A 1,989-nucleotide genomic window follows, 5' to 3' on the forward strand; every position below is an offset into this window, starting at 1 on the left:
ATTGGGGAGCGGAGAGAGAGAACAGAGAGACTGAAGGGAGGTGGCGGGTGGGGCAGGGGAGGCGTGAAGAGGAGAAGGGGGGAGGGGAGCACCGGTCCGGTCCACGGCGCACCGAGATCGGCGGTCAGCGGGTCGAAGCCGAGTTTCAGGTCATCGGCGAGGGCGCGGATCAGCGAGGCTTCACCCGGCGTCTCACCGCGCGGGACGCGGGCGAGGGCGACGATCAGGTCGCGCTCGAGCCGGCCGGTGGGGGATTGGCCGAAGATGTGGAGGCCATCGCGGATCTGGGCTTCCTTCAGGTCGCAGAGGAAGGTGTCGATGCGCTTCAGCGTTTCGAACTCATCGGGGACGAGACCGATATCGCGGTCTAGGCGCGCGTCGCGGGTGAAATCGAGGATGCGCTTACGCAAGCCGGCGAGGCGGCGGCGGTCCATGCCGGAGGCGGCATAATACTCGTCGAGCAGCGCTTCGAGGTCCTTGAGCGGGCCGTAGGTTTCGGCGCGGGTGAGCGGCGGCACCAGATGATCGATGATCACCGCGCCGGTGCGGCGCTTGGCCTGGGTGCCCTCGCCGGGGTCATTGACGATGAACGGATAGAGCTGCGGCAGCTCGGCCCAGAGCGCCGCCGGGTAGGACGCAGCATCGAGCGCCGTGGCCTTGCCGGGAAGCCACTCGAGATTGCCGTGCTTGCCGTTGTGGATCACGGCATGGGCGGCGAACTCGTGGCGCAGCCAGAGATAGGCAGCAAGATAGCCGTGCGGCGGGACGAGGTCCGGATCGTGGTAGCTGGCAGTCTCGTCGAGATGATAGCCGCGGGCCGGCTGGATCAGGATGGCAATGTTGCCGAAGCGGAGCGCTGGGAGGTGGAAGGAGCGTTTAGCGCCGTCGTCCCGCACAAACGGATCGGCAGCAGGGTCGCCCCAGCGGGCGGTGACTTCGGACTGGATCTTGGCCGGCAGCGTGGCGAACAGCTCGCGGTAGCGATGCACGGGAAACGGGATGCCGGTGCCACGCTCCGGGTGGGCGTTGGTGGGGCCGGACTGGAGCAAGGCAATCAGGTCGTTGCCTGTGGCCACCCCCCTCCCATCCTCCCCCACAAGGGGGGAGGTGTCTGCCGGTGTATCTGGCGCTGACCGAGCCTCAAACTCGATCGGCACCTCCCCCCTTGTGGGGGAGGATGGGAGGGGGGAGGCCACATACCCTGCCCCCTCCATCGCCCGCAAAATCTCCACCGCCGACTGCGGCGCGTCGTATCCCACCCCGTTGGCCAACCGGCCGTCGCGGATGGGGTAGTTGGCGAGGACCATCGCAACCCGCCGCTCGGCGGGTGCAGCGGCGCGCAGCGTGGTCCAGTTCTGCGCCAGGGTGACGGCGCGGCGGATGCCGTCGGGGTCGGGGGCGTAGGCGGAGAGCGGGCACTGGGTGCGCTCGTGCCAGATGGCGTCGTGCTTGTGGCCGACCAGCAGCATGCCGATGCGGCCGTCGAGCTCGGGCAGCACCACCTGCATGGCGAGATCCTTGGCCGTGAGGCCCTGGACATCGGCGGCCCACTGCGCCTCGGGGCGGCCGCCCTGCAACAGTTGGATGACCGGAGCGTCGGTGCCGGCGAAAGGGTTCTGCTTGGCGTCGAGGCCATCGAGGCCGAGGGCAAAGCCGGTGAGGTTGAGGATGACGCTTGGTGGATACGCAGCGAAGGCCGCCTGGACGAAGCGAATGCAGGAGCCCTCCTTCAGCGTCGAGACGACGATGGGGACGGGGTTGAGCGATCGGGCCTCGAGCTCGGCGATCAGGGCTTCGAGCGTCGCGGTGCCGGCGCCTTCGAGGGCAGCGCGGTAGAACAGGATGGGGACGTTCGGGTGCGGCGAGGCGGGGAGCGCGTCGAGCATGCCGTGGTTCGGATGCCAGAGGCCGAAGCGGTGGAAGGGGCGTACCGCCACCTCGGTCAGCTCCCCTCCCCCTTGAGGGGAGGGGAGCTGACCGAGGTGGCGG

General features: G+C 68.8%; 1 protein-coding gene. It reads right to left on the reverse strand.

The window, feature by feature from the left end; genetic code table 11:
* A partial coding sequence (locus tag VW23_RS00595) for a cobaltochelatase subunit CobN (protein WP_244513310.1) occupies positions 1 to 1,937 on the reverse strand: 1,937 nt, incomplete at its 3' end.
* Positions 1,938 to 1,989 lie beyond the last annotated feature (52 nt).

Source organism: Devosia insulae DS-56 (genome assembly GCF_000970465.2).
In the GTDB taxonomy this organism is placed as follows: Bacteria; Pseudomonadota; Alphaproteobacteria; order Rhizobiales; family Devosiaceae; genus Devosia_A; species Devosia_A insulae.